Annotated in this window: 22 protein-coding genes; 11 read left to right on the forward strand and 11 right to left on the reverse strand. The window is 59.5% G+C overall.

The genetic code is table 11. The features are described from left to right. The first annotated feature begins 154 nt into the window (after positions 1-154). The 3 genes from PW789_RS05165 to PW789_RS05175 all read left to right on the forward strand — a co-directional run bounded on the left by PW789_RS05165 (position 155) and on the right by PW789_RS05175 (position 3296). Entirely contained in the window at positions 155-1231 is a 1077-nt protein-coding gene (locus PW789_RS05165; RefSeq protein WP_299372445.1) for a type III polyketide synthase, read from the forward strand. A 145-nt stretch (positions 1232-1376) separates the two neighbouring features. Beyond that, positions 1377-2081 carry a UMP kinase gene (gene pyrH / locus PW789_RS05170; protein ID WP_299372448.1) on the forward strand — a complete coding sequence of 235 codons (705 nt, stop codon included), beginning with the start codon at positions 1377-1379 and terminating at the stop codon, positions 2079-2081. 69 nt (positions 2082-2150) lie between these two features. Further along, positions 2151-3296 carry an acyltransferase gene (locus PW789_RS05175; RefSeq protein WP_299372451.1) on the forward strand — a complete coding sequence of 382 codons (1146 nt, stop codon included), beginning with the start codon at positions 2151-2153 and terminating at the stop codon, positions 3294-3296. Between the two features lie 285 nt (positions 3297-3581). On the opposite strand, the gene PW789_RS05180 is transcribed toward PW789_RS05175, so the two are convergent. From PW789_RS05180 to PW789_RS05205, 6 genes are all read right to left on the reverse strand, one after another. Next, on the reverse strand, positions 3582-4802 hold the full coding sequence (locus tag PW789_RS05180) for a beta-propeller fold lactonase family protein (RefSeq protein WP_299372454.1): 1221 nt from the start codon (positions 4800-4802) through the stop codon (positions 3582-3584). 94 nt (positions 4803-4896) lie between these two features. Further along, on the reverse strand, positions 4897-6105 hold the full coding sequence (locus PW789_RS05185) for a beta-propeller fold lactonase family protein (protein ID WP_299372457.1): 1209 nt from the start codon (positions 6103-6105) through the stop codon (positions 4897-4899). Between the two features lie 83 nt (positions 6106-6188). After that, positions 6189-7403, reverse strand: coding sequence for a beta-propeller fold lactonase family protein (locus PW789_RS05190; RefSeq protein WP_299372460.1), 1215 nt, complete (start codon positions 7401-7403; stop codon positions 6189-6191). Positions 7404-7665: 262 nt separating this feature from the next. After that, entirely contained in the window at positions 7666-9726 is a 2061-nt protein-coding gene (locus PW789_RS05195) for a M13 family metallopeptidase (RefSeq protein WP_299372463.1), read from the reverse strand. Between the two features lie 188 nt (positions 9727-9914). Then, positions 9915-11000 (reverse strand): MlaD family protein, encoded by a 1086-nt coding sequence (locus PW789_RS05200; RefSeq protein WP_299372466.1) that lies wholly within the window; start codon positions 10998-11000, stop codon positions 9915-9917. A gap of 284 nt (positions 11001-11284) precedes the next feature. Further along, positions 11285-11665: a holo-ACP synthase gene (locus PW789_RS05205; protein ID WP_299372469.1), complete on the reverse strand. Its 381-nt coding sequence runs from the start codon at positions 11663-11665 to the stop codon at positions 11285-11287. A 137-nt stretch (positions 11666-11802) separates the two neighbouring features. Between PW789_RS05205 and PW789_RS05210 the strand changes: the two genes are divergently transcribed. Beyond that, a complete protein-coding gene (locus PW789_RS05210; RefSeq protein WP_299372472.1) occupies positions 11803-12165 on the forward strand; it encodes a hypothetical protein in 363 nt (120 codons plus the stop codon). Between the two features lie 107 nt (positions 12166-12272). Here the strand turns inward: PW789_RS05210 and PW789_RS05215 are convergent, their stop codons facing one another. Beyond that, positions 12273-12857, reverse strand: a complete 585-nt coding sequence (locus PW789_RS05215; RefSeq protein ID WP_299372475.1) for a hypothetical protein — start codon at positions 12855-12857, stop codon at positions 12273-12275. Positions 12858-12899: 42 nt separating this feature from the next. Here PW789_RS05215 and PW789_RS05220 point away from each other — a divergent pair, with 42 nt between their 5' ends. Then, complete coding sequence (locus PW789_RS05220; protein ID WP_299372478.1) at positions 12900-13673, forward strand: ABC transporter ATP-binding protein; 774 nt, start codon at positions 12900-12902, stop codon at positions 13671-13673. Positions 13674-13702: 29 nt separating this feature from the next. Further along, entirely contained in the window at positions 13703-14329 is a 627-nt protein-coding gene (locus PW789_RS05225) for a DUF2007 domain-containing protein (RefSeq protein ID WP_299372481.1), read from the forward strand. On the opposite strand, the gene PW789_RS05230 is transcribed toward PW789_RS05225, so the two are convergent. Next, positions 14330-16321, reverse strand: a complete 1992-nt coding sequence (locus PW789_RS05230; protein WP_299372483.1) for a M1 family metallopeptidase — start codon at positions 16319-16321, stop codon at positions 14330-14332. 97 nt (positions 16322-16418) lie between these two features. Between PW789_RS05230 and PW789_RS05235 the strand changes: the two genes are divergently transcribed. After that, entirely contained in the window at positions 16419-17303 is an 885-nt protein-coding gene (locus tag PW789_RS05235) for a magnesium transporter CorA family protein (RefSeq protein ID WP_299372486.1), read from the forward strand. Here PW789_RS05235 and PW789_RS05240 read toward each other — a convergent pair whose 3' ends face one another. The 3 genes from PW789_RS05240 to PW789_RS05250 are packed head-to-tail and all read right to left on the reverse strand — an operon-like array spanning position 17304 to position 19445. After that, entirely contained in the window at positions 17304-18218 is a 915-nt protein-coding gene (locus PW789_RS05240) for a bestrophin family protein (RefSeq protein ID WP_299372489.1), read from the reverse strand. Further along, on the reverse strand, positions 18215-18862 hold the full coding sequence (locus PW789_RS05245; RefSeq protein WP_299372492.1) for a carbonic anhydrase: 648 nt from the start codon (positions 18860-18862) through the stop codon (positions 18215-18217). The genes PW789_RS05240 and PW789_RS05245 overlap by 4 nt, the downstream gene beginning before the upstream one ends. 10 nt (positions 18863-18872) lie before the next feature. Then, the gene (locus PW789_RS05250) at positions 18873-19445 is read right to left on the reverse strand and encodes a thioredoxin family protein (protein WP_299372495.1); all 573 of its coding nucleotides are present in this window, start codon (positions 19443-19445) and stop codon (positions 18873-18875) included. Positions 19446-19518: 73 nt separating this feature from the next. Between PW789_RS05250 and PW789_RS05255 the strand changes: the two genes are divergently transcribed. From PW789_RS05255 to PW789_RS05270, 4 genes are all read left to right on the forward strand, one after another. After that, entirely contained in the window at positions 19519-19794 is a 276-nt protein-coding gene (locus tag PW789_RS05255; RefSeq protein WP_299372498.1) for a Dabb family protein, read from the forward strand. Between the two features lie 165 nt (positions 19795-19959). Further along, complete coding sequence (locus PW789_RS05260) at positions 19960-20871, forward strand: alpha/beta hydrolase (RefSeq protein ID WP_299373513.1); 912 nt, start codon at positions 19960-19962, stop codon at positions 20869-20871. 12 nt (positions 20872-20883) lie between these two features. After that, positions 20884-21165 (forward strand): hypothetical protein, encoded by a 282-nt coding sequence (locus PW789_RS05265; protein WP_299372501.1) that lies wholly within the window; start codon positions 20884-20886, stop codon positions 21163-21165. A 202-nt stretch (positions 21166-21367) separates the two neighbouring features. Next, on the forward strand, positions 21368-22798 hold the full coding sequence (locus PW789_RS05270; protein WP_299372504.1) for an ammonium transporter: 1431 nt from the start codon (positions 21368-21370) through the stop codon (positions 22796-22798). Positions 22799-22821 lie beyond the last annotated feature (23 nt).

Genomic DNA, 22821 nt, shown 5'->3' on the forward strand with positions numbered 1-22821 from the left:
GTCATATAACCCTTCGCATTACTCGGTTGAGATAGAGGCTGATCTCCAAGCCCCCTACCGATTGCGGTGTATTACTCCTGCCAATCCAGTTGCTGATGCCTGAGCTGTCTACTTCAGCGATGTACCCCCTATCTCCCCAAGAGGTTTTTGATCCATGCGTATCGCATCCGTAGGCACAGCATTTCCTCCCCACCGTTATCCTCAGGCTGACATCACCGAAGCTTTAAAAGAAAAGATGCAGGACAAGCTGGAGATTCCTGCGATTATGAATCGGCTCCACGAAAATTGCGGTGTTGATTACCGCCACATTATGTTCCCCCTCGATACTCTGGGAACTCTCACAAGCTTCGGAACGGCCAACGATCTGTGGATTAAAGGAGCCGTCGAACTCGGCCAGCAGGCGATTCAAAAGGCCCTCGATCAGGTTGGCCTCGAACCGGGCGACATCTCTGCGATCTTCTTCACCTCGGTGACTGGCATCGCTTGCCCGAGCATCGACGCCCGTCTCGTCAACCTGATGGGTTTCCCGAAGGACATCAAACGCACCCCGATCTTCGGCCTTGGTTGCGTTGCAGGAGCGGCTGGAATCTCCCGCGCCATCGATTATGTGCGGGCCTTCCCGAAGCAGTACGCCATCCTTTTGTCTGTCGAGCTCTGCTCGCTGACATGGCAGGAGAACGACAGCTCCATGGCCAACCTGGTCGCATGCGGCCTCTTTGGAGATGGGGCAGCGGCAGTCGTGCTCGCGGGAGAAGAGACCCCGCTGGCCCAGAAGCCAACCAGTGTCGAGGACCCGTGCCCTCGCGTCGTTGACACCCGGTCGACCTTCTATCCCGATACCGAGCATTTGATGGGGTGGAATATCAATCAAACCGGCTTCAATATCGTTCTCTCGGCAGAGGTTCCTGATCTCGTCAGCAACGAGCTTCGTGGAACTGTAGAAGATTTTCTCTCGGACAATGAATTGGGCATGGGAAACATCTGCAGTTTCATCTTCCATAGCGGAGGACCGAAGGTTCTCAAAGCGATGGAGAGTAGCCTCGGACTTCCTCCGCATGCCCTCGCAGCTTCCTGGAACAGCCTTCGCCAGCGAGGGAATCTATCGTCCGCTTCCGTCCTGACTGTGATGCAGGACTTTCTTCTCAACCGTCCTGGAAGTCCGGGTTGCTACAGCATGATTGGCGCCATGGGGCCTGCCTTCTGCTCCGAACTGCTGCTGCTGCAGTGGTAGCGTCGACCAGGTCGCGATAACCGAGGCCGGGAGATTCAATCTCCCGGCCTTTTCTGTGCTTTGTCGCGTGCGACACGATGGCGTCCATTTTGCTGCCGATAGGCTTTCGGAGACCACGGGGCGCCATGCGATACTAGAGCCTGACATGTATAAACGAGTCCTCCTCAAGATCTCGGGAGAGGCCCTGGCTGCTGGCCGAGGCTTCGGAATCGACGCCGTCTTTATTCACAAGGTCGCTGAAGAACTGGCAAACATCCATTCATTTGGTTGCCAGATCGGCATCGTCGTGGGGGGAGGAAACTTCTTTCGTGGTGTTGCCCAGCAGGCCATCGATATGGATCGTGTCGCAGCAGACCACATGGGAATGCTCTCGACCGTTATCAATGCCATTGCGTTGCAGGATGCCATCGAAAAACGAGGCATCTTCTGTCGCGTAATGAGCGCAATCGAGATGCATCAGGTCTCCGAGCCCTATATTCGCCGCCGCGCGATTCGTCACCTGGAGAAAGACAGGATCGTGATCTTCGCGGCGGGAACGGGAAATCCATACTTCTCGACGGACACGGCAGCTGCTCTTCGCGCGATGGAGATCAAGGCAGACATCCTGCTGAAGGCGACCTCCGTGGATGGGATTTATTCTGCCGACCCCAAGAAGGTTCCGGACGCTACGCGCTTCGAACAGATTACGTATAACGATATTCTGCGGCTGAATCTTGGTGTGATGGACACAGCGGCCGTATCCCTCTGCCGGGACAACAATATGCCGATGATGGTCTTCAGCATGCGGGAGCAGGGCAATATCGCGAGCGTGGTCTCCGGGGATAAGATCGGCTCGCTGGTGACCGCCTGAGGGCATAGGGTGAATGCAACGCGGCAAACTGAGTTGAAATCTCGTCAGGATATGCAGGACGTAGCTCCAGTGTCTTCGACGATATCTCCGCCAGCAGCCAAATCTGCCCGCAAGCCTTCACTACCTGCTCTAACGGGTATCCGGACGCTGCTGGCTTTAAACATCGTTCTGTTTCACTTCACCCCGCCATACCTCGGGCCATTCAGACCGTTTGTCGAGCATGGCTTTGTCTTCGTCAACGTCTTCTTCCTGATCTCAGGCTTCATCCTCTCGTACAACTACTTCGATCGTGGCACCAGCCTCGTCAAGCGTGATTTCTGGATGGCGCGATTTGCCCGCCTTTACCCGGTCTATCTGCTGGTGCTGCTGATCTCACTACCCATGCTGCAGATGGAATGGGAGGCGCGATCTCGCCAGGAGTTCTTCCAGGGGCTGATTCTGAGCCCTCTGCTGCTGCAGGGGTGGAGTCCTTCGCTTGCAACGTTCTGGAACACCGTTGCCTGGACGCTTTCGTGCGAGGTCGCCTTCTACGCAGCGTTTCCCTGGATCATTCGTGCACCGTGGCCTAAAAAACCTTCGCGGCTTGTCATGCTTCTCGGTGTGCTCTGGGTGATCGACCTGCTGCCCGCTGTGATCTATCTTCTGACCAATCCGGATCATCTCAGCGCTCCGGTCGACAGGTACACCTCGACCACACTCGTACGCTGGCTGAAGTACACGCCGATTCCCTATGCCGCCACGTTTCTCTCTGGCGTAACGCTATCGCGACTGCAGCTGAAGGTCGAAGTCACGCCCCGGGTTCGCATGCTGCTGGCGGCAGTGGCCCTGCTGGGGCTGGGCTTGTTCTTCTACCTGGAGGCTGGCCAGGTACCTTATCTCGCGCTTCATGGCGGCCTCCTGTTGCCTCTGTTTTCCCTGCTGGTCTTTGGGCTATGCGGGGAACATGCGATTTCGAGGGTGTTTGCGTGGGGGCCTCTGCTGCTGATCGGAGAGAGCACCTACTGCCTCTATCTCCTGCATTTCAACGTCTTCAACCTGATCCACCGTTACAAGCTGCCGCAGCGGCTGCATGTCGCATGGCTCGATCCCTGGGTCTCGTATGTTGCGCTGATCGTTCTCTCGGTCGTTGTCTATCGCTTCTTCGAGAACCCGGTTCGCAAGATGATCCTCAATCGCTTTCCGCCGACATCCCGCCGGCAGAGCTCCCAGGCATAGAGAACCAGCCTCCCAAGCGAGCCAACCTCATCTTGGAGATGCGTTCAGCTCCCATGCAAGACGGTCTTCCGTATATAAGGCAGGATATTTCGCCTGCTTCGAATTGCCTGAGTGAGGCTGGCAAAACGGGCGCGTTCTATTGGCTGCCTGATTTGAGATCACATCCTGCGCCCTCTGCCTTTCTCTGCAAGGGATGCTCTGCTTGTTCAACGTCCGGCCGGGATGTCAGCGGCAAAATAAGAACCCCCGCCGAAGCGGGGGTTCTTATTCAGGTTTGAGTAAAACCTAGGGATTGATGACCTGGCTTGCGTGCGAGCCGTTGGCGACCGTTGCGATGCAGGTCGGTGCTCCACTCGCCGGGTACGGTGAGTTCTGCGTGGCAGCCACGGTACCGTTGTTGGCGGTCAGCTTCAGGCCGGTGGTGGTGTTGTCGAGATTGTTCGCTGTGTACATGTAGATACCGAGCGCGGGCTCGATAGAAATGCAGCTCGGACCCGTACCAACGGTCGTGGAGTTCGCCGTTGCGGTGCCGCTGGTGGCGCCAGTGGACTGGTCAATCACGTAGGCCGTGACGGTGTTCGAGTTATAGTTCGCGACATAGAGGAACTTGCCGCGTGGGTCGACGGTCACATTGACCGGCAACAGGCCCGTCGCGAACGGCGAGTTCTGCATCGGCTGGATCAGGCCGCCGGCGAGAACGACGTTGCCGTAGAGCTGGTTGGTCGAGCGGTCCGTGATGTACAGGAAACGCGCCTGCGGATCGACGGCGATGCTGCTGGGAACCGTTCCTGCGCCGTAGCCGGAAGCCACCGTACGGCCAGAGGCATCGGTGCTGATCTTGGTCGATCCGATAGCCGTCAGCGCGCCGGAGGTCGCGTTCTCAGAGAACGCCAGCAGGACGCCGTAAGGAGAGGCGGATCCAACCGCAGACTCTGCGTCGATCACATAGACGTAGTTATTGAAGTTCGTCGTAACGATACCGGCCGGGCCATTGCCGATGTTGAGGTTCGTCGGCGTACCCAGCGTGTTGTCCGCGTTGATCGGGAAGATCGAGATACCACCGGGGCCTGTATTCGATGCGGAATATCCGGGCTGGTAGGTGTAGGTCACGTAGAGGAACTTGTTCGCTGCGTCGAGGGCCAGTGCGGTCGGTTTCGTGCCGGTCGCGTAGGTTCCCTTCGAGCTCAGCTGACCGCCGGAGCCGACAGCAAACATCTGCACCGTCGAGTCATCCTGGTTGATCACGTAGGCGAAGAGTCCATTGGAGGTGGTCTCAATGGAGACCGGGTTGACTCCAGTCGAAACGGGGGAGCCGGGCAGTGCAACGAGCGCGCCGGACTGATAAGAGACGGCGTATTCGTTAATGACGCCATTGGCGCCGTTCGAGGAGGCGGTGGCATAGACATACGCAACGGTGTAGTCGCGCGTGCAAGCGGTAAGACCCAGCACGCCGCTCAACAGTACAGCCGACGCAGCACGCATCGCCTGCACCTGATTCTTCGGCATTAACCCAAGGATTCTTCCTGTCAAACTCATCGGTTTCCTTCATCCTGGCGGTATCCCCGCCATTCCTAAACTATCTTCGCACCCTGAGGGGCAGTTATCGTCCCGGCACTGCCGGAACTGCGACCAGGCAGGTAGGTAACGTGTTGGCCCCAAAGGGAGAATGCTGAATCTGGCTCAGGCTTCCGTCCGTCTGCGACATCTGGGTGCCGGTAATGTTGTTGCTCAGCTGATTGGAGGCATAGAGATAAACGGCGTGTGACGGATCTCCCGTGGACGGAGCATTCATCGTGGTCACGCAGGTCGTTCCCGTACCTGCCTGTGTGCTTGACGATGTCGTCGAGACGACTGGTGCGCCGTTTGAGGAGAAGGTGTATCCATTGACGGCGCCATCGGCGTAGCTTGCGACGTACAGATACTTTCCAGTCGAATCGATGGTCATGCCGGCAGGCTGGTTACCTGTCGTGGCGCTGCCGATCAGGCTGGGAACGCCGTTGGAGGCGATGCTGTAGCCCAGAACCGTGTTCGAGGTCTTATCCGTTACGTAGAGATGACTTCCTGCCGCGTCGACGATGATGCCGTTCGGCAGAACGCCCGAATCGAAGCCCGTCGAGGCGACGTTGCCGGAGTTGATCGTGATGCCGGGAAGGGCAGTCAATGCGCCTGTGGTGGTGTCCTGCGAGAAGCCAAAAAGATTTGCTGAAGTGGCGGTGTCCTGTCCGATCACGTAAACAAAGTGATTGGGGTTGTTTGCCGCGACTTTGACCGGAGCGCGACCCAGGTTATAGGTCGTAGGCGATCCAAGCGAACCGTCAGAGCTGATCGGGAAGATCGAGAGGCCGCCAGGTCCAGGGTTTGCCGCAGTGTAGAGCTGCTGGGTGCCGGCGTTCTGGTAGGTAAAGGTGACGTACAGGAACTTGCCTGAGGCGTCGATGGAAGCATCGGTGGCGAAGCTTCCCGTAATCGTATATGTCTTCTGCGGATAGATCTTGCCGTCGGTTCCGATCAGGAAGTGGACCACATTCGAGTCGTCGCGGTTCACGACGTAAATGCTGAGATGATCTGGCGAGGCGATCACGGTAATCGGGTATCTACCGCCGGAAGAGATGGGGGAGTTTGCCAGCTGGACGAGATATCCCTGCTGGTAGTCGATCTTGTAACCATTCACAAAGCCAGTGGCGTTCTGGCCGGAGGTGTTGTAGAGGTAACCTACGGTATAGTCACGGCCGCACGCCGTCAGGCCGAGCCCCATTGCCACGGACACCACCGAAGCTATCGCTCCACGGCCCATCGTCTTCAACGTCATGCGCTTCTCTTACCCCGATGCCAATTCAGTTGCCGGCCAGCTTGACGCTGGCCGGCTTAGTTTTCCTGCTGCTCCAACGCCAACTAGTTGATGCTTCCGCTGAGCGTCAGGCAGGTAGGCTGCCCCACGGTCGGGAAGGTCGAACTGCGAGTCATGTTGCGCAACTCGCCGGAGTTGGAGTCGATCCGGAAGCCCGTAAGGGTCGAATCGACGTTGTTGGAGGTGTAGACGTACTGGTTACTGGTGTCTTCGACCATGCAGACCGGTCCCGAACCAACTGAGTAGGGGTTGCCCGCCGCTGCACTGCCGCCGGTACCCAGGGCAGAGAGCTTTCCGGTCGTCGGATCGATCGTGAAGGCCGAGATCGAGCTGGTCTCGTTGGTCGAGTCCGTCGAGGAGCGGTTCAGCACGTAGAGCGTCTTCTGCTTGTTGTCGGTAAAGGAGTAGACCGGGTTCGACGTGAGCGGAAGGTTGTTTACCGGTCCGCCGGTCAGAACGTTCAGAGCGCAGGTCGAAGCCGTTACCGTGTAGGGCAGGATGCGGCCGCCAGCGCTATCGCTGGTTGCTGCTGCATCCGTCAGATACACGTAGCTGCCGTTGGTGCTGATTGAGGTGATTTTGCCAGCGCCCGTGGTGATGGTCGAGTTCGCAGTCAGCGTCAGCTGGCCACTGGTTCCGACGGCATAGGGGAAGACCGTCTGATCGCCGGAATTAACCGTGAGCACGCAGCCATTGGTGACGCGCATCATCAGCGGCTTGGCTCCGACGGGGAAGAAGGTCAGCTGCGTCTGGTTGGAGTCCTTGATCTGTTGATTGGGGACCAGCTGCAGACGGCCCGTGGTCGAGTCGATCTGGAAGACCGTAATATCGCCAAGCCCGTCGGGATTGGGATACGCGGGGGTGTCGGGATAAAGACTGTCGAGGACATAGAGAAATGTTCCCGTGCTGTCAACCGCAGCCCAGACCGGGGTGGAACCACGGCTGGTATAGGACTGCTGGAAGGTCAGAACGCCGTCGCCACCCACGCTGAACAGCGAGATGTTGCCGGCCGTCGAGGTGTTGCCTTTGTTGACCACATAGAGGTAACGGCCACCCGGCTTAAGAACCAGCGCCACCGGATCGGTGCCGTTGGAGCTGAAAGGCGAGTTCACAACCGCCGTCAGATTACCGGTGAAGTTGTCGACCTTGAAGCCGCCGATCTGGTTGTACTGGGTACCGAGCACCCAGATATAGCCGATCGTACCGCCACCGCACGCTGTCATGCCCAGACCCAATGCAACGGACACTGCCAAGGCCAAAGAGAACCGGCCAATCCTGCTAAACCTCATGCGCTTCCTTAATCCTCGCTGGTGCTGAAACGCACCGCCTGTCGCGAGCAATTCTGTAGGGATAGATTCCTTCGCATATTGTAGAAGGTGAGGAGACTTTGTGCCACCATCGGGGCATGGAATCGTAGGGCTTCCATGCCGTGGCTGCCGGAAGGAACGGCGCCGGGGCTTAAAAGGGAAAAGTGGGCAGGGAGACGCTCTCTCCCTGCCCACCCTGTTTTGCGGCTTCCGGCTACCAGACGTGGCAGGCGTTGGCCGGCATCATCGGCTGTCCGACCTTGCAGCCAAATGCCTTTCCGAACTCCTCAAAGTTCTGCACGCTACCGTCGGTGCGCCAGTGGCCGGAGGAGTGCGGATCGGTCTTGGCGCGCAGCCGGGCGGCCTGCTCGGTCGTGTTTTCGCACCAGACCTGGCCAAATCCCAGGAAAAACCGCTGTGCAGCGGTGTAACCGTCGACTTCCGTGGCAGGTGATGCCCCCTGTTCGGCCAGCGTGTCCATCAGCGCCTTGTAGGCGATGCGGAGACCGCCGTTGTCCGCCGTGTTCTCGCCTAGGGTCAGCTTGCCATTCAGCTTCTGTCCCGGTGCAACCTCGAAGCTGGAATACTCCTTGACTTCACAGTCGGTGCGCTCGTCGAACTTCTTGCGGTCTTCGTCGGTCCACCACATGCGCACGTTGCCCTGCGGGTCGAACTGGCTGCCCTGGTCGTCGAAGCCGTGGGTCATCTCGTGACCGATCACGACGCCGATGCCGCCAAAATTCACTGCCGTGTCGGCCTTGAAGTCATAGAACGGCGGCTGCAGGATGCCGGCAGGGAAGTTGATATCGTTCTTGCCGGGACTGTAGTAGGCGTTGACTGTTGGAGGAGTCATCGACCACTCCTTCTCATCGACGGGCTTGCCGATCTTGGCGAGATCGCGGCGATCGTTGAAGGCCATCACCTGCTGCGCATTGCCGACGGGATCGTTGCGCTTGATGGTGACGGAGGTGTAGTCGCGCCACTTGTCGGGATAGCCGATCTTGTCGCGGAAGGCGTCGAGCTTCTTCTGGGCCTCGACCTTGGTGGTGTCGCTCATCCAGTCGAGGTTCTTGATGTCATAGGCCAGAGCGGTCTCGAGCGCCTTGACCAGCTTCTCCATGTTGTCCTTGGCGGCGGGAGGAAAGTTCTTGGCGACCCAGTCCTGTCCTACGGCCTCGCCGAGCGCGCGGTCGGTTGCTGCGGTGCAGCGCTTCCAGCGGGGGGACAGCTCCTTCTGGCCAGCCAGCGTGGCGGCGTAGAAGTTGAAGTTCTCCGTGACGAAGGGGGCGCTCAGGTTCGCGGCGAACCGATGAATGGTGTGCCAGCGCATATAGCTCTTCAGTGCGTCGAGGTCGGCGGTGGCGATCTGCTGGTTCATCGTCTTGAAGAAGTCAGGCGTTGCGACGTTGAGCGTCTGAAGCGAGCCCTGCTTCTTAGCGCTCAGGTAGACGGTCCAGTCGAAGTCCGGCGTCAGCGACTGCAGTTCGGCGATGGTCATGATGTGGTAGACATTGGCCGGAACGCGGCGGTCGACGCGCGACATTGAACCCTGCGCCAGCGCGGTCTCAATATCGAGGGCGTGCTGGGCCTCTTTTGCCGCCTGCTCCGGGCTGTCGCCGACGAGGGTGAACATCTTCGTGATGTGTTCGAGGTACTGCTCGCGAAGCTTCTTCGAGCGCTCATCCTGCTCAAGGTAGTAGCTGCGATCCGGAAGCCCGAGTCCGGCCTGGTCGATCTCGCCGATCTGCTTGGTGGCGTCCTTCTGGTCCTGATCAGAGCTGAAGTCGAAGAGGTAGCCGGTGGAATATTGAGCTTCCGTGGTGCCGAAGAGCGCTGCCAGCTTCTTGCGGTCGTTCCAGCCTGCAATGGTAGCGAGGATCGGCTGAATCGGCTTGGCTCCGAGCTGGTCGGCGAGCGAGACGTTCATGCAGGCGGCAAAGTAGTCGCCGTACTTCTTCTGCAGCGGCGTCTTCGGAGCATCCGCAGCCGACTTCAGATCGGAGTAGAGCAGGTAGTTGTTGTACTCAGCCAGCTCGTTGAAACGACCCCAGCGCGTCTGGTCGCCGGGAATCGGATTGTTCTTCTTCCAGTTGCCGCAGGCGTACTGGTAGAAGTCGGTGCAGGGATCGGCGGTCTTATCGATGGCGGAGAGATCGAAGATGATCGGCTTCTTGGGCACCGATGCCGGACCGGATGGGTCTTCGGCATAGGACGGGGACATGGCGATGGTGAGCAGCGAAGCCGCGGCAAGGGACTTCAGCAGTGAGACATTCATGGCACTCCTCAAATGGGGAAAGATATCCCTCTGGCTGGGGTTAGGTCTCTTAAACTAACCTGCCGCGGTGGTGGAAGGAAAGATAAGAGCGGGGGCGACGACGATATCTGTCCCGCCCTGGTGCCATTCGTCACAAAGAGAAAAGGCCGGGGAGCGCTCCCCGGCCTGCAAGTGTGCTGGAATCGTCCTCAGAAGATTTTGAGGTGGATGGTCAGATACTTCTTGGGGTCCTTGCGGATCGCCGTCACCAGGTCGGAGCTGTTGGTCAGCAGGTTGTTCATGTTGGTGTGCAGCGAGTCGTCGGTCGCGAGTTTGCCCAATGTGCCATGGCCCTGATTGATTCCGGTGACCAGGTGATTGACCTGGCCGAAGGTGTCGTTCAGCTGATCGCGGAAGCGCTGGTCCTTCAGCAGCAGGCCAATTCCGCCCCTGCCCGCGTCAGCCTCAGCCATCAGCGAGTTGGCATGCTTCAGGGTCGAATTCAGGTTGTCGAACAGTGAGGGGTCCTTGAGCAGCTTTCCGGCGGAGCCGTTGCCCTTATCGAGATCGGTGGCGATGTTGTCGAGCTTGGCGATGGTGTCGTTCAGGCGGATATAGAGGGTGTCGTCGCTGACCAGCTTGCCGATGGAGCCCTTGCCCTTGTTCAGGTTCACCGTCAGGGTATGCAGCTGATCGACGGTGCCATTGAGCTTGTTGTAGAGATCGGGATTATTGATGAGCTGGCCGATGGAGCCCTTGCCCGACTGCATGTTGTCCACGATCGTATTCATCTTGGCGAGGATGACGTTGAGGCTCTCGATGGTGCCCTGGCTCGCCTTGACCACGTCGGTGATGCTGGGGGTCTCGAGCGTCTTCAGCTCGTCTCCATCACGCAGCGGAGGCCCCACGGCAAACTGGCTGTTGATGTCGACCACGGTGTCGCCGAGGACGCCGATGGTGGTCAGCGAGGCCTTGGAGTCCTTCTTGAGCTCTTCAGCATACTTCTCGTTCAGCTTCATGACGACCTGCACCGGGGTCAGCTTGCGGTCGGGCATGTTGATGACGGTGACGGTCTTCACCGTTCCCACCGTAACTCCCTGCAGATTCACGGGAGCGCCAGGCTTCAGGCCGGCCGAATTCTCAAAATAGGTATAGACCGTCAGCTTACGCGACAGGATGCCAAGGCCGGCCGAACTGGTCATCAGGAACAGCAGTGTCACGAGAATTACGGCCGCGACGACGACGATGACGCCGACCTTTAATTGTGACCATCGAACCTCCTGCTGACTTGGCATAGCTCTCCTTGAAAGTCATCGTCTGACGGAGGTTGGCTCCGTCGGCACCTGCGAGGCTCTCCTGGGAGCACGAAGGATGTCCTGCACAGTTGAGAATACATGACGGCAGTGCGGTTTCATCTGCCGGACTACAGGCCGGCTGAAAGCCGGGGATCGTTCGCAGTGCCCTGACAGAACAGGACTTAGAGGCTTCAGTCAGCCTGCTTCTGTGGGCATGACTGTATGGATGCGCGGAGACACCATCTGGTTTCTGAGAATGATGGAAGAAAAAGCCGGAGGTCGAATCAGTCTTCTGCGATGACGACGGCCATGGCGACATCGCGGCTGTGCGTAAGACTGAGGGAGAGCCGGTTGATCCCCATGGAGGCAGCTCGTTCCGCCGCGCGGCCTGCCAGGTGCAGCGTGGGGCGCTGGCCGGGCAGACGGCGGACCTCCAGCTCCTTCCAGCTGACGCCGCGGCTGATTCCCGTACCCAGGGCCTTGGCACCGGCCTCCTTGGCGGCGAAGCGGGCGGCGAAGCTTTCGCCAGAGTGCTTCTTCTTCTGCTGGCAGTAGGCGATCTCGCCGGGGGTAAAAATCCGGTCGAGGAATCGCTGGCCGAACTGGACGATGCTCTCCTCGATGCGGCTGATCTCGATGAGATCCGTTCCGATACCCAGAACCATGCGATGCTCCTCATCCCGATCAAACTAGGGTCACATGACCACCGTACCGCGTATGACAATCACGCTTCAACCAGGAGTCTCCGATAGATGTCCATGACAGGCGATGGAACGTCGATAAACGAGGCGAGATCAATTTTATGCAGCCGCTCGAAATTCAGAGCTTCAGCTATGACGACCGCGATGGTGTGCTGCCGACGCTGCTGACGGCACTGGCCGACGGCGGAGCGTGGGTCTTCGAGCGCAGGAGCCTCTCCGCCAGCACGATGGAATTAAAGGTTGAGACACAGCTGCGGTCGATCATGGATCTTTATGCCGCCATCGTGGAGGCGGGGCTTGAGCTCACGCGATCTTCACATCTGGCGCTGGCAGATCTATGCAGCTGCAGGACGAATGCTTCCGATGCGGTGGACCTGAGCCAGATCGTGATGCTGCGCATGGAGATCAGCTTTCTCGGAAGCGTCACGCTTTACTCGCTGGCGCGCGCGGGAACTCCGGTTTAGAAGCCGCGAAGGCAGGATCGTGGACACTTTGACTCGGCTTCCAAAGACCATCGATGATCGCGCTTACGGCTGTCGATAGCGGGGCGAAATCCGTTGGTTGTCTTTGCTTATCTGTGGAGTAAGGCGATTGTCGGACGATGCAGCAGGCTCTCCGAATCGCCGATGGTGAGAATGCCTGAATAGAACCTGCCATGGCCGAAGATCAGGCCCTGGGGTTGAACATCTGCAGGCAGTTTGAAGACAGGCTCACTGATCACGGTCGCTCCGGGCTGGACGCGCGCGTCGAGACGATTGCCGGTCAGTCCAGGAACCTCCGTCCAACGCTGTCCCTGCTGGTCAACCAGGTAGGCCTGGATGCCGGACTCGTTCTTCGGTGTCGTCCCGCGGTTCTGAATGATGATCTTCACCCGCAGCAGCCGGCCCTGGTGCATCAGGTAGCCTGGCAGCTCTTCCGTCCCGGCGACGCTAAAACACATGTTGCCAAAGCACTGCGGGGTGCCAGGCGCAAGACGACGCTGCGGTTGGTGGAGTGACGTCCCCAGAAGTGCACCAAGGTAGACGACCCAGATACCGATCATCCAGCCAAGGTTTTTCAGGGCCTTCGTTCGTTCCTGGTTCACGAACGATACCGTGATACCGACCACGCCGATGGCCGTCCAGCCGACCAGCAACACCAGCAAAAACCTCATCATATGCATGCCTGTCCCTTACTCACGATAAACTCAAAGAAGCTCATGGCGACTAACGCATCCTCCACTTCGACCCCTTCCGCCGCCGATAGCTCATCTCGGCCCATCATCATCGCGGAAAACCTCGGTAAGACGTACCGCTCCGGCAAGCTGGAAGTGCCTGCACTGCGGAGTGTCAGCTTCTCTGTGCATCCCGGCGAATTTGTTGCCATCGTTGGCCCGTCAGGGTCCGGCAAGTCGACGCTGTTTTATGTCCTGGGTGGACTGACCTCGCCCAGCAGCGGCTCCCTGTCGATTGATGGCGCTGATTTCTCCCGGCTCTCCGACCTGGAGCGTACCCGCCTGCGCCGCGCCAAGATCGGCTTCATCTTCCAGAAGTTCAATCTGCTGCCGACGCTTTCGGCGATTGGCAATATCGAGATAGCGCACGATATTGCCAACTTGGGTAGCAGCGAAAAGAAGCCTCTCGATAAGCAGCTGCTCACGCACCTCTCCGATCTGCTGGGCATCAGCGGGCGGTTGGATCATCGCCCGAACGAGCTCTCCGGAGGCGAGCAGCAGCGCGTCGCCATCGCGCGGGCGCTGATCTCGCGTCCCTCGATTGTGCTGGCCGATGAGCCGACCGGAAATCTTGATACGAAGAACTCCGATGCTGTCCTCGGCATGCTGCACCAGTCCAGCCGCGAGCTGAATCAGACGGTGCTGATGATTACGCACAACCCTGAGGCCGCCCAGATCGCCGACCGCATCATCCATATGCGCGACGGCCAGGTGCGGAACATCGAAAAGGGCATGGGCAAGGTCGTCCACGAGGGCTAGCTGGTTGGTGCGCTGGTATCATCCAGCCCATGAGTTTCTCCGGCTTTGCGGATCGTTACAGGCAGTTGTCTGATTCGGAACTGCTTGCCGTTGCAGAGGACCAGGAGTCGCTTCTCGATGAGGCGAAGACCTCTCTGGCAGATGAACTTGCGCGAAGAGGGCTCGATCTCACGTCGTCTATGACGGCGATCGACGCTGACAGCGTGGACTATCGCGATCTGGTGACCATTCGCAGATACCGCGATCTTTCAGAAGCCATTGTCGCTCGCGGTGTTGTTGAGTCAGCGGGAATCTTCTGCTTTCTGAAAGACGAGAATCTGGTTCGTCTTGACTGGCAGATGTCCAACTTGATCGGAGGCATACGGCTTCAGGTTGGCGCTGCGGACGTCGATGCGGCAGAGGCGGTGCTTTCGCAGCCAATTCCGGAGACGATTCAGGCGGCCGGTCTTCAGATCTTCAGACAGCCTCATTGTCCGCGTTGTGATTCAGTCGAGATCGCGTGGGAGCGGCAGGGAAGGAAGGCCGCTCTTATTTCGTTGTACCTGTTCCATCTTCCGATGCCGCGGGGCTCCGAGTCATGGCATTGCAGCAACTGTGGCCTGCGCTGGGTCGAAGAGGACGATCCAGAACAGGCCACGATTGAAGACGATCAATAGTTATTCGGCTGATTTCGTATTGTTGCTGCGATCATCATCCGGCAGAGTGTGATCGGGGTCGATGGTGACCGACGCGATCGGCTTCTTGGTATCCGACGACCAGACGTACTCCCCCTTGCTCAGCCACGTCTCCCACGGCAGGCGGAAGCGCTCCGAGGTTCCGTCCTTGAACTTCACCTCGACGGTTGCGGGAAGCACGAGTTGCTGTTTGTTGACGATGGTCATTGTGGCGCCGTCGATCTTTTCCACGGCGAGGTCGAGCTTCCAGTTGTTCTGGTACCAGCCGCGCCAGAACCAGCCAAGCTCCTCGCCGCCCTCGCTCTGCATGGCGCGGAAGAAGTCGGACGGAGAGGGATGCTTGAAGGCCCAGTCGCGGATGTATTTGCGGAAGGCCCAGTCGAAGCGTTCCGGTCCGAGGATCTGCTCGCGCAGAAGCACGTTGCCGTATGCGCCCTTGAAGTAGCTCACTGGATGGCCGAGGCGGCCTGGATAGCCATCGGCCTGGAACAACACCGGCGGTGCCGCGGGATCATCGATCACCTTGAGGATCATGTCCGACGGATTGCCGCCCGCCGAGTACTCGCTGTCACGCTTGGGGCCGTACTTGCCGCCGGCGTATTCGTCCGATTCGAAGATGTCGATGAAGGTGTTGAAGCCTTCATCCATAAAGGCATTGCGGCGCTCGTTGGAGCCGACGATCATCGGGAACCAGTCGTGGCCGATCTCGTGCGCGGTCACCCAGAAGAGGAACGCGCCCTTGTCCGGAATGCCGTCGAAGACGATGCCCGGATATTCCATGCCCGTAGAGAAGCCTGCGACGTTGATCGCTGCGGGATAAGGATACGGGTACCAGCGCTTCGAGAAGTTCTCGACGGAGTTCTTCACGTATTCGGTCGACTTCGTCCACGCGTCGTCGCCTACGCTCTCCGGCGGATAGACGCTCATCGCCAGCGACTTCTTGCCCTCGGGTAGGTTGATCTTCGCCGCGTCCCACACGAAGACGGGCGAAGCGCTGAAGGCGACGTCGCGGGTCTTGTCCATGTGGAAGTGCCAGGTAAGCGTGCCATCGTGCTTCGGGCGGCTTTCGGGCTTGCCGACCTCTTCGGGCTTGACGATGTAGACGGTGGCATCGCTGTTCTTCGCCTGCTCCAGGCGGGAGATCTCCTGCGCGGTCAGAACCTCTTTCGGATTTACCAGCTCACCGGAGCCGGCGACGATGAAGCTCGACGGCACGGTGACGTAGTAGTCGAAGTGTCCGTATTCCAGGTAGAACTCGCTGCCGAGGTAGGGAAGCGTGTCCCAGCCGCGCAGGTCGTCATAGACGCACATGCGCGGATACCACTGCGCCGTGTCGTAGATCTCGCCCTGCTTCGACATGCCCCATGAGTTGCGGCCACCCCATTCGCCGGGGATCTGGTAGTGGTACTTGATGTGGATCTTCACCACCCCGCCCTTCGGTTTCAGCGGTTCTGCGAGCCGGATCTGCATGCGCGTGTCGGAGATGAGGAAGTCGGCCTTGGTGCGCTGCTTGCCGGACTCGATCTCGACAGATTCGAAGACGGTTCCGTCGGAGGAGGGGCGCGGGCCGTTCTCCTGGACCGCACGGCGGCCACGCGGAGCAGACCCTGCGGCCAGTCGCGAACGCGCATCTTTGCGGTAGGTATTCTGCTCGACGTGAAGCCACAGGCTGGTCAGTACATCCGGGCTGTTATTGGTGTAGGTGATGGTCTCGGTCGCGCTCAGCTGCTTGGCCGCGGTGTCGATGGTCGGGTGCAGGTCGTAGTCGGCCTCGTTCTGCCAGTAGCCGGGCCCGGGCGCACCGTTGCTCGAGCGGTAGATGTTGACTGGATCGGGCATGGTGAATGGCGCGAAGGTCTTTACCGGATCGTACGTCGTGGCGGAGGGAGCCTGTGCCGGCAACGTCACGGTGAAGCAGAGCTGCAGGGCAGCGGCAGACAAAAGGGACACAGATGCACGATAGCGGCTCAGCATCAGGCGGGGTCCTCACTTCCTGGTAATGAATTGGTTATATGGCGATAGACGTTTCAGCATCTAGGATGGACGCAAGGCAGATGGAAGGACAACGCTTATGCCCTGGTATCAGCTTAGCAACGCGCACGACTCGCGACTCGATGAACTGGCCCGCCAGTACAGCCTTCACCCGCTGCACATTGAAGATGCGCGGAGTGACGATGAGGGCGTCAAGGTCGACTCCGGCACAAACTACACCTTTGCCGTTCTGAAGCCGGTCTACCTGACGCCTGACCCCGATGCGCCGGGCGAGCAGATGCCTGCATTCAGCACCATCGACATCTTTGCGGGCAAGGACTTCCTCATCACCATCACCGAACCGGAGTGCCCCGCGACGTCGGAGGCGCTTGAGCGCGCGCGGCGCGACGGCGATGACGAGCATCCATCTCGACTGCTGTACCTGATCCTCGACACCATCGTCGATCTCTACTTTCCCGCCATCGACCACTTCGACGAGAGGATCGACGGCCTGGAAGATTCAGTCTTCGACCATCCTTCTCCTGAGATCCTCAGCAAGGTCTTCGGCATCAAGCGCGAGCTGATTGATCTGCGCCGCGTGCTGGTGAACACGCGCGATGCCTGCCTCCATCTGCAACGCGATCCGAATACGATCATCGATGCGGAACATCAGATGTACGTGCGCGACATCTACGATCACGTGGCGCGGTTGTTGGACTCGGTGGAGACGCAGCGCGACCTGCTGAACAACACGCTCGACATCTACCTCTCCTCGGTGTCGAACCGGACCAACGATGTGATGAAGGTGCTGACGGTGCTGGGAACAATCGCGCTGCCCGCGCTGGCGATCTCCGGCATCTACGGCATGAACCTCAAGGGGCTGCCATTCGAGGAGTCGCCGCATGGTGCGCTGTATGTGGGAATGATGGTGATCGCATGCACCGCGCTGCTGCTCTTCCTGCTGCGGCGCATGCGATGGCTTTAGTTACCAGAGAATGTCGTCGACCGGCTGCGTCGGTTGCGGAACATCCTTTTCACCCAGCATCTGGCGCAAGTTGATCTCGATGATGCGCGTGATCGACGTCAACGGGATGTCGTGGATGGTGTTGTCGAAGGGGTCTTCGAGATCGCGGCCGATCTTGTCGAGCGTGAGGAAGATGAAGCCCACCAGCGTGGAGCCTAGCGGCGTAAACCATCCCAGGCTGGAGACCATGGTCAAGGGCAGCAGGAAGCAGAACATCTGCGCGCAGAGCTGCGGCAGATAGTCGTACTGGCGAGGCATCGGTGTGTTCTTGATGCGCTCTGCGCCGCCCTGCGCATCGACCAGATCGTCGAGGCTCTGGTTCATGGCATGCCACTGCGCCATGTCGATCCAGCCGTTGTCCAGGCTCTCCCGCAGCAGCAGCGATTGCTTCTGCTGGATCGCGGCGGGGACATTGTTCTGCCCCTTGAGAGCGGCGATCTCGTTCTCTGGAAGAACATTGGTGATGTCGGCAAGAGGGTCGAGCTTGCGCAGATGCTGACGCAGCGCATGGACCCAGGCGATCTGCAGATACACCAGCTTGTTTTGCTGCTCTGCAAACCCGGCGTTGTTCTGTGGCCCTGTGCGCATGGTGGTGGTCACCAGGCGGCCCCAGCTGCGCGAGTTGTTGACGATGGAGCCCCACAACGTACGCGCCTCCCACCAGCGCGCGTACGAAGAGGTATTGCGGAAGGCAAGAATGACACCAATCACCGAGCCGAACAGCGAGAGCGGAATCTGTTCGAACGCTGCCCACTGCAGGTAACCCATGCGATAGGCGACGACCACGAGGATGTCGTAGGCCAGGAGGCCCAGCAGGGGCAGGCCAACGTAGGAGATCGTATGCAGGACGAGAGACCGCGTCCGGGGTACGATCATGCGATGGCTTCCTTAGCTACGGGGACGAAGGAGCGCTGGCCGTTCTCCGAGATGCGCACCTGTCCGGTGCCGATGTCGTAGACCCAGCCGGAGAGGGTCAGCTCCTCGCGGGCGATGGCGCCTGCGACCGAGGGGTGCGTGCGTAGATGCTGCAGCTGCAGCAGGACGTTTTCTTCGGTCAGCCGCCTGAGCTTGGCATAGCCATCTTCACCGTCTTCGTTGAGGGAGTTGGCGACGCTGAGAGCCGCTTCGGCGTTGCGCATCCAGCTCTTGACTGTTGCCATCGACTCAAGGCTGGCCGGGTTCAACAACGCCTTCATCGCGCCGCAGTCGCTGTGGCCGCAGATGGCCACGTGCTTCACTTTCAGAGCGCTGACCGCATATTCGATGACGGCACTGACGCCTCCCAGCATTTCGCCGTAGGCGGGAACGAGGTTTCCTATGTTGCGGGTGACGAAGATCTCTCCCGGGCCTGACTGTGTGACCAACTCCGGGTCGATGCGCGAATCGGCACAGGTAACTACGAGAGCCTGGGGCTGCTGCGGTTCACTGGCCGCCTTCTGATACATCTCGGCTTGCGCGGGATAAACGCCGGTCTGGAAACGGAGGATGCCGTCCTTCAGCTTCTTGAGGACCATGTCCATAATTGTTTTCCTATTCCTTCCATTTGATGTTGCACCCGACGGCGAACTTCTGGTTCGGATCGGGGCGTTTTCCCGTTAGCACTGCATTGATGGCGGCCCGCAGGTCTTTGCCTGTTATCGGGATATCGTTGCCAAAATCCTTGCGGCGCGGACGGCTGTCATCAAGCTGTCCGCGATAGACCAGTTTCATCTCCTGGTCGAAGAGAAAGAGATCGGGCGTGCAGGCGGCGTCGTACTCGCGTGCCACCTCCTGCGTCTCATCGTAAAGATAGGGGAAGGTGAAGCCCAGACGCTCAGCCTGCTTCTTCATCTCCACAGGCGAGTCTTCGGGATGAGCCACGATGTCGTTCGAGGAGATCGCTACGACGCCGATGCGGTCACCGTACTCGCGGCCGATCTTCGCAAGCTCCTCTTCAACGTGCTTCACATAAGGGCAGTGGACGCAGAGGAACATCACCAGCATTCCCATGCTGTCGGCAGCGACATCGTCACGACCGACGGCCTTTCCCGTTATGGTATCAGGCAGCTCGAAGGGAGGAGCGACGGTTCCTAGCTCCACCATGGTCGACCGGGTTCTGGACATGTCACCTCTCCTGGTCTTGCGTCAGCCACCATTCTAAAGCGATGTCGTTACACTAACTGGCATGTTCATTCACATGTTTGCGTTTCGCTGGAAGCCCGATGTTACGACTGAGCAAAAGAAGCAGGCTCTTGCAGCCATTCGAGCGCTACAGGGGCAGATTCCCGGCCTGCTTGAGACCTATGCCGGCGAGAATACCTCACCACGGTCACAGGGATACGAACTGGGCGGCGTGATGAAGTTTCCCGACAAGGAGGCCTTTGAGGCCTACAATGCCCACCCGGTTCATCAGGAATTGCTGGTTTGGCTTGTGCCGCTGATCGAGCCGGTCGAAGTGGACTTCACGCCATAGCGGCTGGGAGATGCTCTGCCGCGAGGCAGAAGATGTGCTCTACCGCGAGGTGGCACTTCTGGATGTTCATGGTGATGTTTGACGGCGGTCGCATAGGGTGGCCGATTTCATACAATCGTCAAAATTTTATACAGTGGTGGCACCTGAGATGAGGTGGTTTTGACAATGCTGTGCTTCACGAAGATCCTCTGCGTACTGGCCCTTCTGGCGCTTCCGCTTGCTGCCCAGCAACCCGCATTATCGACGTCTGCTCCGCCGGAACCGATCATGTTGTGGCCCACCGGCGCCCCCGGCGCGCTGGGGACGGAGGATACCGATAAGCCTGCTCTGTTTGTCTTTCTTCCCACTGTTCCCAACCCGACGAAGACCGGGGTGGTCGTTGCTCCTGGTGGTGGCTATCAGCACCTCGCGATGGAGAAAGAGGGCTTTGCCGTTGCGCGTTGGTTGAACCAGCACGGCGTCGCCGCCTTCGTGCTGCGCTATCGCCTGGGACCGCAGTATCACCACCCCATTGAGATCGGCGACGCGCAGCGCGCCATCCGTATGGTTCGGGCTCATGCGGACGAATACGGCATCGACAAGGATCGCGTCGGGATGTGGGGTTTTTCCGCCGGCGGGCATCTGACCGCGACGGCAGGAACGCAGTTTGACGCGGGGCATCCTGACTCGACCGACCCCATCGACCATGAGAGCAGCCGTCCGGAGTTTCTTGTCCTCGCCTATCCGGTCATCACGTTGATGGCCCCGAGCGCTCATACCGGTTCACGAAAGTACCTGCTGGGGGACGATCCTGATCCGGCCCTCGTACGATCCATGTCGGCGGAGACGAGGGTGACGCCCGAGACGCCTCCTACGTTCCTTTTTGCAACCACCGATGACAAGACGGTGCCGGTCATGAATAGCGTGTTGTTCTACGAGGCGCTGATTAAGGCCGGTGTCCCGGCGGAGATGCACCTCTTTCAGCACGGCTCGCACGGCGCCGGGCTGGCGCAGGCCAATCCCGATCTGAGCATCTGGCCCGATCTGCTCATCAAGTGGATGCGCGAGCGCGGCTATGCTGCTCCGGCAGGGCAGTAAGGGGAGGCTTCGATGACCATTGCGGAGTTTCAGGCGCTGCCAGAGAGTCAGCTGACAGGCGTGCTGCTCGCCCTGTGGTGGGACGGCCAGGGCGACTGGGAGCGCGCCCATACGATCGCACAGGATGTTCCCGGCCAGGATGGAGCATGGGTTCATGCCTATTTGCACCGGAAAGAGGGAGATCTGGGAAACGCCTCCTACTGGTACTCGCGGGCGGGGCAGCCTGTGGGACAGGGAGACCTGTTCGACGAGTGGAAAGACATCGTCGGGGAGATGCTTTCGCGCCGCGTTTAAGGCAAATGCCGCTTGGTGATGTGTCGCCTGTTGTGTAGATTAAAGGCTATTCAGCAAGTACAACCAAGAGCTTCGCTTCCATGTCGCAGCGGAGCAAATCGGGTGCCACTCGATAGCCGTCACTCCTCCGGGAGGTTCGACTGGCCGGGCGTTTTCCCGGTGTTATCTGTATTGAAGAATCTTGAGACAGGTGATGGAATCCATGCGTGTTGCCGTAGTGAAGGTATTTCTAGGTCTCCTGCTGATGCTGGGCGTCGGCGGGCCGTTGCTGGCAGGACAGAGTGCCATGGCGCAGACGCCCGCGGTCGCGGGACAGGCTGAACGCCTGAGCGCTCTTGAAAAGCAGGTTGCTGCCAACACCGCAGCCGCTGCCTCCGCACAGACCGCAGGCGATAACGGATGGATGCTGGTCTCCGCTGCATTGGTGCTGATGATGAGCGGCCCCGGCCTCGCACTCTTCTACGGCGGCCTGGTGCGCAAGAAGAACGTGCTCGGCACCATGATGCAGACCTTTGCCATGATGGCGGTCATTACCATCCTGTGGGCGCTGGTGATCTATTCGCTGGCCTTTGGCGACGGCAACTCCTTCATCGGCGGCTTCGGCAATATCTTCCTGCACGGGGTAGGCTCGGCCCCCGGTGTCTATGCTTCGACTGTCCCGTCGCAGACCTTCATGGTCTACCAGCTGATGTTCGCGATCATCACCCCGGCGCTGATCTCCGGGGCCTTCGCCGAGCGCATGAAATTCTCGGCGATGCTGACCTTCACCGTTCTGTGGACGTTTGTGGTTTACTGCCCGATGGCCCACATGGTCTGGGGTAAGGGTGGCTTGCTGAACGCCGGGATGGGCGGCCGCATTCCGTGCCTCGACTTCGCAGGCGGAACCGTGGTGCACATCACCTCGGGTACCTCGGCTCTGGTGACGGCGATCTTCATGGGCCGTCGTCTCGGCTTCCCCAAGGAGCCGATGCCGCCGCACTCGGTCGTGCTGAGCTTTATCGGCGCCTGTCTTCTGTGGGTGGGCTGGTTCGGCTTCAACGCCGGTTCCGCTCTTTCTGCCGGAACGCTGGCCACCGCGGCCTTCGTCGCGACGCACTTCGGCGCTGCCGCTGCGGCTGTGGGCTGGAGCGCTGCGGAGTGGCTTCGCCAGGGCAAGGCCTCCGCTCTGGGAGCGATTTCGGGCGCGGTCGCCGGTCTGGTTGCCATCACCCCGGCAGCTGGTTTCGTGACTCCGATGTCGGCTATCTGGATCGGTCTGCTCGCAGGCGTCTTCTGCTACTTCATGGTGGTCAAGGTGAAGTCCTTCTTCGGCTACGACGACTCGCTGGACGCCTTTGGCGTGCACGGCGCTGGTGGAACGCTGGGCGCGATCCTGACCGGCGTCTTCGCCAACAGCGCCGTCAACCCCATCCTGGGCGCGGGCAAGCCGATTGGCCTGCTCGAAGGCAACGGTGGCCAGGTTCTCAACCAGCTCATCGGTATTGCGATCGCCATGTCGATCTCTGTGGTTGGTACGCTCATCATTCTCTTCCTCGTCGACAAGACGATTGGCCTGCGAGTGAGCGAAGATGAAGAGCGCGATGGTCTGGACCTTTCGCAGCATGGCGAAGAAGGCTACGACTGGGCACACTAAACTTTCAGGCGTAAGCCGAGAGG

The sequence above is a fragment of the Edaphobacter sp. genome, from assembly GCF_028283685.1.
Classification (GTDB): Bacteria; Acidobacteriota; Terriglobia; order Terriglobales; family Acidobacteriaceae; genus Edaphobacter.

What these genes read in the sequence shown, in the direction of transcription:
- PW789_RS05245 (WP_299372492.1), bottom strand. Translation starts at nt 18,862, where the DNA reads ATGGACATGGTCCTCAAGAAGCTGAAGGACGGCATCCTCCGTTTCCAG.
- PW789_RS05260 (WP_299373513.1), top strand. Translation starts at nt 19,960, where the DNA reads ATGCTGTGCTTCACGAAGATCCTCTGCGTACTGGCCCTTCTGGCGCTT.
- PW789_RS05225 (WP_299372481.1), top strand. Translation starts at nt 13,703, where the DNA reads ATGAGTTTCTCCGGCTTTGCGGATCGTTACAGGCAGTTGTCTGATTCG.
- PW789_RS05165 (WP_299372445.1), top strand. Translation starts at nt 155, where the DNA reads ATGCGTATCGCATCCGTAGGCACAGCATTTCCTCCCCACCGTTATCCT.
- PW789_RS05180 (WP_299372454.1), bottom strand. Translation starts at nt 4,802, where the DNA reads ATGCCGAAGAATCAGGTGCAGGCGATGCGTGCTGCGTCGGCTGTACTG.
- PW789_RS05235 (WP_299372486.1), top strand. Translation starts at nt 16,419, where the DNA reads ATGCCCTGGTATCAGCTTAGCAACGCGCACGACTCGCGACTCGATGAA.
- PW789_RS05195 (WP_299372463.1), bottom strand. Translation starts at nt 9,726, where the DNA reads ATGAATGTCTCACTGCTGAAGTCCCTTGCCGCGGCTTCGCTGCTCACC.
- PW789_RS05255 (WP_299372498.1), top strand. Translation starts at nt 19,519, where the DNA reads ATGTTTGCGTTTCGCTGGAAGCCCGATGTTACGACTGAGCAAAAGAAG.
- PW789_RS05215 (WP_299372475.1), bottom strand. Translation starts at nt 12,857, where the DNA reads ATGATGAGGTTTTTGCTGGTGTTGCTGGTCGGCTGGACGGCCATCGGC.
- PW789_RS05205 (WP_299372469.1), bottom strand. Translation starts at nt 11,665, where the DNA reads ATGGTTCTGGGTATCGGAACGGATCTCATCGAGATCAGCCGCATCGAG.
- pyrH (WP_299372448.1), top strand. Translation starts at nt 1,377, where the DNA reads ATGTATAAACGAGTCCTCCTCAAGATCTCGGGAGAGGCCCTGGCTGCT.
- PW789_RS05210 (WP_299372472.1), top strand. Translation starts at nt 11,803, where the DNA reads ATGCAGCCGCTCGAAATTCAGAGCTTCAGCTATGACGACCGCGATGGT.
- PW789_RS05270 (WP_299372504.1), top strand. Translation starts at nt 21,368, where the DNA reads ATGCGTGTTGCCGTAGTGAAGGTATTTCTAGGTCTCCTGCTGATGCTG.
- PW789_RS05230 (WP_299372483.1), bottom strand. Translation starts at nt 16,321, where the DNA reads ATGCTGAGCCGCTATCGTGCATCTGTGTCCCTTTTGTCTGCCGCTGCC.
- PW789_RS05185 (WP_299372457.1), bottom strand. Translation starts at nt 6,105, where the DNA reads ATGACGTTGAAGACGATGGGCCGTGGAGCGATAGCTTCGGTGGTGTCC.
- PW789_RS05250 (WP_299372495.1), bottom strand. Translation starts at nt 19,445, where the DNA reads ATGTCCAGAACCCGGTCGACCATGGTGGAGCTAGGAACCGTCGCTCCT.
- PW789_RS05220 (WP_299372478.1), top strand. Translation starts at nt 12,900, where the DNA reads ATGGCGACTAACGCATCCTCCACTTCGACCCCTTCCGCCGCCGATAGC.
- PW789_RS05200 (WP_299372466.1), bottom strand. Translation starts at nt 11,000, where the DNA reads ATGCCAAGTCAGCAGGAGGTTCGATGGTCACAATTAAAGGTCGGCGTC.
- PW789_RS05240 (WP_299372489.1), bottom strand. Translation starts at nt 18,218, where the DNA reads ATGATCGTACCCCGGACGCGGTCTCTCGTCCTGCATACGATCTCCTAC.
- PW789_RS05265 (WP_299372501.1), top strand. Translation starts at nt 20,884, where the DNA reads ATGACCATTGCGGAGTTTCAGGCGCTGCCAGAGAGTCAGCTGACAGGC.